The 6848-nt window shown below is 56.2% G+C and carries 5 protein-coding genes and 1 pseudogene; all 6 read left to right on the plus strand.

The genetic code is table 11. The annotated features are described in order from the left end of the window. Positions 1-619 (plus strand): hypothetical protein (locus ACODTY_RS22840; RefSeq protein WP_488996471.1); only part of this gene is annotated, 619 nt, incomplete at its 5' end. 791 nt (positions 620-1410) lie between these two features. Then, a complete protein-coding gene (locus ACODTY_RS22845; RefSeq protein WP_488851516.1) occupies positions 1411-2793 on the plus strand; it encodes an aminotransferase in 1383 nt (460 codons plus the stop codon). Continuing rightward, positions 2790-4235: an NAD-dependent succinate-semialdehyde dehydrogenase gene (locus ACODTY_RS22850; RefSeq protein WP_488851518.1), complete on the plus strand. Its 1446-nt coding sequence runs from the start codon at positions 2790-2792 to the stop codon at positions 4233-4235. Before ACODTY_RS22845 ends, ACODTY_RS22850 begins: the two co-directional genes overlap by 4 nt. 148 nt (positions 4236-4383) lie before the next feature. Further along, positions 4384-5331 carry a beta-hydroxyaspartate dehydratase BhcB gene (bhcB, locus tag ACODTY_RS22855; protein WP_488851520.1) on the plus strand — a complete coding sequence of 316 codons (948 nt, stop codon included), beginning with the start codon at positions 4384-4386 and terminating at the stop codon, positions 5329-5331. A 13-nt stretch (positions 5332-5344) separates the two neighbouring features. Continuing rightward, positions 5345-6508: a 3-hydroxy-D-aspartate aldolase BhcC gene (bhcC, locus tag ACODTY_RS22860; RefSeq protein WP_488996472.1), complete on the plus strand. Its 1164-nt coding sequence runs from the start codon at positions 5345-5347 to the stop codon at positions 6506-6508. 19 nt (positions 6509-6527) lie between these two features. Then, positions 6528-6848 (plus strand): annotated as a pseudogene (locus ACODTY_RS22865) (ornithine cyclodeaminase family protein); the annotation flags it as partial.

Raw genomic sequence — 6848 nt, forward strand, 5'->3', positions numbered from 1 at the left:
GCTGTATTTTCGGCCAGGCACGTTTTCGGCTAATGACGCAATCTTTCGTGTCTTGCAGGAACTGGGCTACGAAGGGGGTTCGTGTTCGGCGCCGGGCCGGGAGATGCCGGAGATGCGGGCTATCTGGTGTGGTGCGGAACCGGACCCGCATCGTGCGCACGACCAGTTTCGGTCTGTCCGAGGCGAACTAGATTTCGTAAACGTTCCACTTGCGATGGATTTCTCCAAGCTGCTAACGGGTCGCAATGGTCGAAAGATGTATGCTGATCTGCGCCCCGATATTGATTGGCCCGAACAATATGGAGTGGAGTGGAAGTCGATTGCATCAAACATCCTTCGACAAATAAAGGAACGTGGCCCGTGCGCGCCGATCGTTAGTGTCATAACTCATAACCAGTATGATTACACTAATTCCGCCGATCCAGCGACGGTCCGACTCGCCCTTATGCTCGACGCTCTAGCTCAGGCTGCTGAAGAAGAGGAGGTTCGTCTTGTTGGCCGAACGCTAGAAGAAATGGTGTCGATCGTTCGGAAGTCACCAATTAGGCAGGATCCGTTTGTCTGTGAGGGCGCTATCTTCGAGCTTACTGGAGAAGCTGCTACGATGAGGCGTGGCTGACGAGAGAGGTGAAAAGACATTCAATCAGAGTGCTCGGCGCGGCGCCAGCTTCCCGAGCAGTCAGCCGCAAGGCCCCGGCTATGCTGCGACGCGTAAGGGCTCATTGGCAGCGAAGCATGTTGTGCCATCTTCCACCCGCTTCTGCGGGGACCCTACCGATTATATGCTGCCGTCGGTGAAGAACTAGCTGGCAAATTGCGCCGCGACTGGGTGGATGCAGGGCGGGCGCTGATAGTGCCTTGGGACGACGCGGGTTTCTCTCGAATGACATCGCACCCTGCCGTCAACTCTGATAGGCCGAGGCGGCGGGGGGCGGAAGAGTATCCAACCGAAGCACCGCGATGATGCCATTTTGGGGGGAATGGCAACCGCCGACGGGCCCGCGTCTAGCGCACCGCGTATACCCCAGACTCACCTGTCCCAGGGTGCTGGCCGAAGGGCATCCACCGCGAAGTTTCTTTGGGGAGATGTCTGGCTTCATAATCCGGCATTATAGAAGCGTTGGAAGCAATAATCTGTGAAAATGTAATTTGATGGCCTCTATTGCAAACACAAAAACTGCCGTCTAATGATGATGTCAGCGTGCATCAAAGCGGAGGTAAAGCAGTATTCTGCGTTGTCATGAGAAAAATATTGTGCTGTAACTGCGTTGCTGTGCGCGGTGCCGCCGATATGATGCTCATGAGAAACGCCTAGGTCTGCTGATGTTGATCCCCGTCCACATCAACATCTCTGCGCGACGCTCCCCGTGTAAAATTGGCAATCCGCTTCATTCAAGGCCGAGGACCTAAATGTCATCACTTAGCAACTCTCTCGATCAGACCGACCGCGCGCTGCTCATCCACCCCTATTCAAATCTTGTCGCGCATGAACAAGCGGGACCGCTCATCATATCCCGAGGGGATGGCGTCCGAGTCTATGACGTTGGCGGAAAGGAATATATCGAGGGGCTTGGCGGTCTATGGAGCGCATCGCTCGGCTTTAGCGAACGTGAAATCGCCGAGGCTGTGTATGAACAAATGGTTCAATTGCCGTTTTATCATGGCTTTCATTCCAAATCGACTCCATCTCTAATAAAGCTCGCGCACCACCTTGCAGAGATCTCCCCCATCCCAGACGCGAAGTTCTTTTTCGCAAACTCCGGGTCTGAGATAAATGACACGGTAATAAAGTGCATTTGGTATGCAAATAATGTGGCTGGTTACCCGGCCAAGAAAAAAATCATCACCAGGAATCGTAGTTATCATGGAGTAACCATTGCAACCGCCAGTATGACCGGGCTGGCAGCCAATCATTCTGATTTCGACCTTCCGATCGATAGGTTCCTTAAAGTCATGTGCCCTGACTTCTACCGAGAAGGTCTGGAGGGAGAAAGCGAAGAGCAGTTCAGCGATCGTTGTGTCGCCGAAGTGCGCGACCTGATTGAGCGCGAGGGTGCGGACACAATAGCGGCGTTTGTTGCGGATCCGGTCATAGCGGGTGGAGGAGTGCTCCCGCCTCCAAAGGGGTACTTTGAAAAGCTTCAGCCTCTTCTCAAGGAGAATAAAATTCTTTTTGTTGCAGACGAGGTCATCTGCGGGTTTGGCCGCACCGGCAACATGTTTGCTACCGAAACTTACAACCTGCGTCCTGACATTGTCACTGTGGCCAAAGCTCTAACCGCGTCTTATATCCCAATGTCAGCGGCAATGATCGCCCCTAGCGTGTGGCAGCCGATCGTTGAGGGAAGTAGAAAGCACTCTGTATTCGCTCACGGCTACACTTACTCCGGACATCCAGTGGCCGCTGCAGCTGCACTGAAAACGCTGGAGATTATGGAAAAACGCAATATTATTGGCCATGTTAAAACCGTGGCAAAGGTTTTTGCTAGCCGGCTGGAAAGTTATCGTGGGCACCCGCTTGTAGGCGACGTTAGGCACGTCGGTTTGATCGGCGGCATCGAACTGGTATCCAATAAGGCTACCAAGGCACCGTTCCCAGTTGAAGTCGGGACAGGGGCGCATTGCTTGCGGGCTGCACACAAACACGGTGTGATTCTGAGGTCGATCGGAGATATCGTTGCTTTTTGCCCGCCCCTGATTATTAGCGAGGACGAGGTAGATGAGATGTTTTCGCGTTTTGACCGGGCTCTCGACGACACGCACGCCATGCTAAAAGGCAAGGAGCTAGCATGAGCGCCTATCGAGAGCTGGCTCTTTTTATCAACGGCGAGTGGGAGGTGTCGACATCAGGCTCGCTGCTCCCAGTTGTAAATCCCGCAACGGGCGAGGCCATAGGCTCGTTGCCTGTGGCGACCATCGAGCAAATAGACAGTGCAGTCAAATCGGCCAGCCGCGCGTTCGCTGAATGGAGGCGGGCCCCTGCGACAGAACGTCGGAATGTTTTACGGCGCGCCGCGGAGATCTTGAGGGAAAAGGCGGAGACCGTAGCTTACCGCCTTACACTTGAGCAGGGTAAGCCAGTTGCGCAGGCTAGGCTCGAGGTTACAAGGGTCTGCGATATATTTGAATATTACGCAGAGGAAGCCACTCGGCTTTGTGAGCGAAGCTTCCCTGCCCGGCCGGACGGTATACAGCATCAGTTGGTGCCGGAGCCCGTAGGCGTGATTGCAGCCTTTACAGCCTGGAACTTCCCGTTGGTTTTGGCTGGGCGCAAACTGGCGATGGCGTTGGCTGCCGGGTGTTCGGTGGTGTTGAAGGCATCCGAAGAAACACCAGCGTCAGCAATGGCGTTAGTTGAGGCACTCGATGATGCTGGCTTACCCAAGGGCGTAGTAAACTTACTGTTTGGCCGGCCTGCGGAGATTGCGGAGAGGCTGATTGGTGCTCCTGAAGTTCGTAAGATAAGTCTCACAGGGTCCATACGCGTTGGCAAGCAGATCGCTGAAAATGCAGGACGGTACCTAAAGCCGTGCAGTCTCGAATTGGGCGGGCACTGCCCCGTACTGATATTCCCCGATGTGGACATAGAAGATACCGTTGATAAGTTGGTTTCAGCAAAGTTCGCAAACGCGGGTCAGATTTGTACATCGCCAAGCCGCTTTATGATCCACGCAGATATCTATGATCGATTTGTGGACGTGTTCTTGCGTCGCACAGAGCAGCTTCAACTTGGCAATGGTATCGATTGCGTAACTCAGGTCGGTCCACTCGCCAATGAAAGGGGGTTGAGGTCGATTGAAGAGTACGTCGACAGCGCTCGGAGGGCGGGCGCACGTATACTCTGTGGTGGCGCGAAGGCAGATCGCCCGGGATATTTCTATCGCCCCACCGTGATGGTAGATTTGCCAAGCGATGCTCGAGTGATGCAGGAAGAATATTTTGGCCCATTGGCTCCGATGGTACGCTTCAAGCATGAAGATGAAGCTGTAAAACTCGCAAATTCGTTGCCATATGGCTTGGCGGCTTACGTATTCACGCGTGATGAGGTCCGATCGAAGCGGTTAGTGCAGAGTATCGAAGCCGGCGGTGTTTTCATCAATACTGCTGTGACACTATCAGAGTATACGCCATTTTGCGGCGTGAAAGAGAGTGGATATGGATACGAGGGTGGGCGTGAAGGGCTTGAAACCTTCGTGCATTACAAGCTGGTAAACCGCGTTACCTGTGACGGCTAACAAAGGCGAAAGAGCGACCCTCGACATGGATTTCGAGGGTCGCGATGTAGTGGCGATCTAGAATGCTTGGCCATGGCCATCCCCGTCACACGTCGGTCCTTGTTCCTCCCCACAGCTGTCTAAGATCTGGAAGAAGATGGAGCTACCCATGGCCATTCCTGGTTGGGAAGATGTGCTTGCGGCACACGAGCGCATCAATCCCTACGTTCTCCGCACCCCGGTCTTAGCTTCACCGCTCTTGGACAAGCTCGCAGGGGCTGAGCTTTTTTTCAAATGCGAGGCCCTTCAGCGGGCGGGCGCATTCAAAGCTCGCGGAGCTGTAAATGCAGTCTTCGCCTTACCCGTTAGTCAGCTTGCGAATGGTGTCGCAACGCACTCATCCGGCAACCACGGCACTTGCCTCTCCTACGCAGCCAACCGGAGAGGTATGCCCTGCACCGTGGTCATGCCGAGAACCGCCCCGCAAGCAAAGAAGGACGCGGTCCGGGCGTTTGGCGGGAAGGTCGTCGAGTGCGAGCCGTCCACCTCGTCAAGAGAGGCGGTCTTTGCCGAGGTGGTAGCCGCGTCTGGGGCCGAGTTCGTGCATCCATATAACGACGCACGTGTGATCGCCGGCCAGGCCACCTGCTCCCGGGAACTGATTGAGCAGGTCGATGGTCTGGTGGCGGTGGTTGCCCCGATCGGCGGCGGCGGCATGGTTTCGGGTACCTGCCTCACCCTGTCCAATCTGTCACCGAAAGTTCGCGTCTATGCCGCCGAGCCCGAACAGGCGGACGATGCATATAGAAGCTTCAAAGCCGGCTACATAATCGCCGACGACGCGCCGACCACGATCGCTGATGGTCTCAAGGTGCCGCTGAAGGATCTCACCTGGCACTTCGTTCAAAGGTACGTCACGGATGTGCTGACCGTGTCTGAGGCGGAGATCATCGATGCGATGGGGCTGATCTGGAAACACCTGAAGGTAACGGCCGAGCCCTCCAGCGCCGTAGCGTTGGCTACCGTTCTGAAAAACAGAGATATTTTCGCCGGACAGCGGGTGGGCGTCATCCTGACGGGCGGGAATGTCAACCTCGACAAACTGCCATGGCAATGACGGAGTGACACAAATGGTCGACGATATCCGGTTCGCTGGTCTTGAAGTTGGATACGATGTCCCGGCGCTGCCTGGGATGAGCTACGAGGACATTCAGACTCCTTGCTTGATCCTGGATCTGGACGCGCTCGAGCGGAACATCCGGAAAATGGGCGACTACGCGAAGACGCACAACATGCGCCACCGGGCGCACGGCAAGATGCACAAGTCTGTCGATGTCCTGAGGCTGCAGCAGGAGCTGGGCGGGGCGGTGGGCGTATGCTGCCAGAAGGTGTCAGAGGCGGAGGTGTTTGCCCGTAGCGGCATCAAGGACATTCTGGTTTCCAACCAAGTGCGCGATCTGGCTAAGATCAATCGTTTGGCGACCCTGCCAAAACTGGGTTCGCGGATAATCGTCTGCGTTGACGACGTGGCCAACGTCCATGACCTCTCGGCAGCAGCGGTGAGGCATGGAACAACGATCGAATGCTTCGTCGAGGTGGACTGCGGTGCTGGGCGGTGCGGCATCACCACTGCCTCCGCCGCGGTGGAGATTGCCAAGGCGATCGATGCAGCTCTGGGCCTAAAGTTTACCGGGCTGCAGGCTTACCAAGGCGCGATGCAGCACATGGACGGCTATGAGGACCGCAAAGGCAAGCTGGATATCGCAATAGCGCTCGTGAGGGAGGTCGTCTCGGCGCTTGAGGGCGAAGGGCTAAAGCCGGAACTCGTCAGCGGAGGCGGCACCGGTAGCTACTATTTCGAGAGCAATTCCGGGGTGTACAACGAGCTGCAGTGCGGCAGCTACGCGTTCATGGACGCTGACTATGGCCGCATCCAAAACAAAAGCGGGGCCCGCATAGACAGCGCCGAATGGGAAAACGCCCTGTTCATCCTGACCAGTGTGATGAGCCACGCCAAGTCGAATAAGGCGATCTGCGATGCTGGACTGAAAGCGCAGTCGGTCGACTCTGGGCTTCCGTTCATATTCGGCCGCGAAGACGTGAAGTACGTGAAGTGCTCAGACGAGCATGGTGTCATCGATGACCCCGATGGCGTGCTCAAAATCAATGAGAAGCTTCGCCTGGTTCCGGGGCATTGCGACCCGACCTGCAACGTGCACGACTGGTATGTCGGAGTTCGAAACGGCAAGGTCGAGGCATTGTGGCCAGTCTCCGCCCGCGGCAAGGCATTCTGAACACGGCTGGGGGCTTCGGATGATCATCGTTCCAGAGAGCGCCATTTCGAGCTTGATCGGCTTTGAGGAATGTGTGGAAGCCGTCGAGCGGGTTTTCGCCGCGATGGCGAGCGGGTCTGGCCTGAACTTTCCCGTTGTGCGCGAGCCGATCGGCAACGGTGGCGCGCTTTTCGGGGTCAAGGCCGGCTTCGACCACGAGCGCTCGACGCTCGGGCTGAAGGCTGGCGGCTTCTGGCCGGCCAACGCCGAGCAGGGCATTACCAATCACCAATCAACGGTTCTCCTCTTCGACGCAGCCAGCGGCCAATGCCATGCGATGATAGGCGGGAATCTCCTGACC

The organism is Mesorhizobium sp. FG116 (assembly GCF_057809835.1).

Bases quoted from the DNA above. Each gene is read 5' to 3' on its own strand.
- ACODTY_RS22850 (WP_488851518.1), top strand. From the start codon at position 2,790: ATGAGCGCCTATCGAGAGCTGGCTCTTTTTATCAACGGCGAGTGGGAG.
- bhcB (WP_488851520.1), top strand. From the start codon at position 4,384: ATGGCCATTCCTGGTTGGGAAGATGTGCTTGCGGCACACGAGCGCATC.
- ACODTY_RS22845 (WP_488851516.1), top strand. From the start codon at position 1,411: ATGTCATCACTTAGCAACTCTCTCGATCAGACCGACCGCGCGCTGCTC.
- bhcC (WP_488996472.1), top strand. From the start codon at position 5,345: ATGGTCGACGATATCCGGTTCGCTGGTCTTGAAGTTGGATACGATGTC.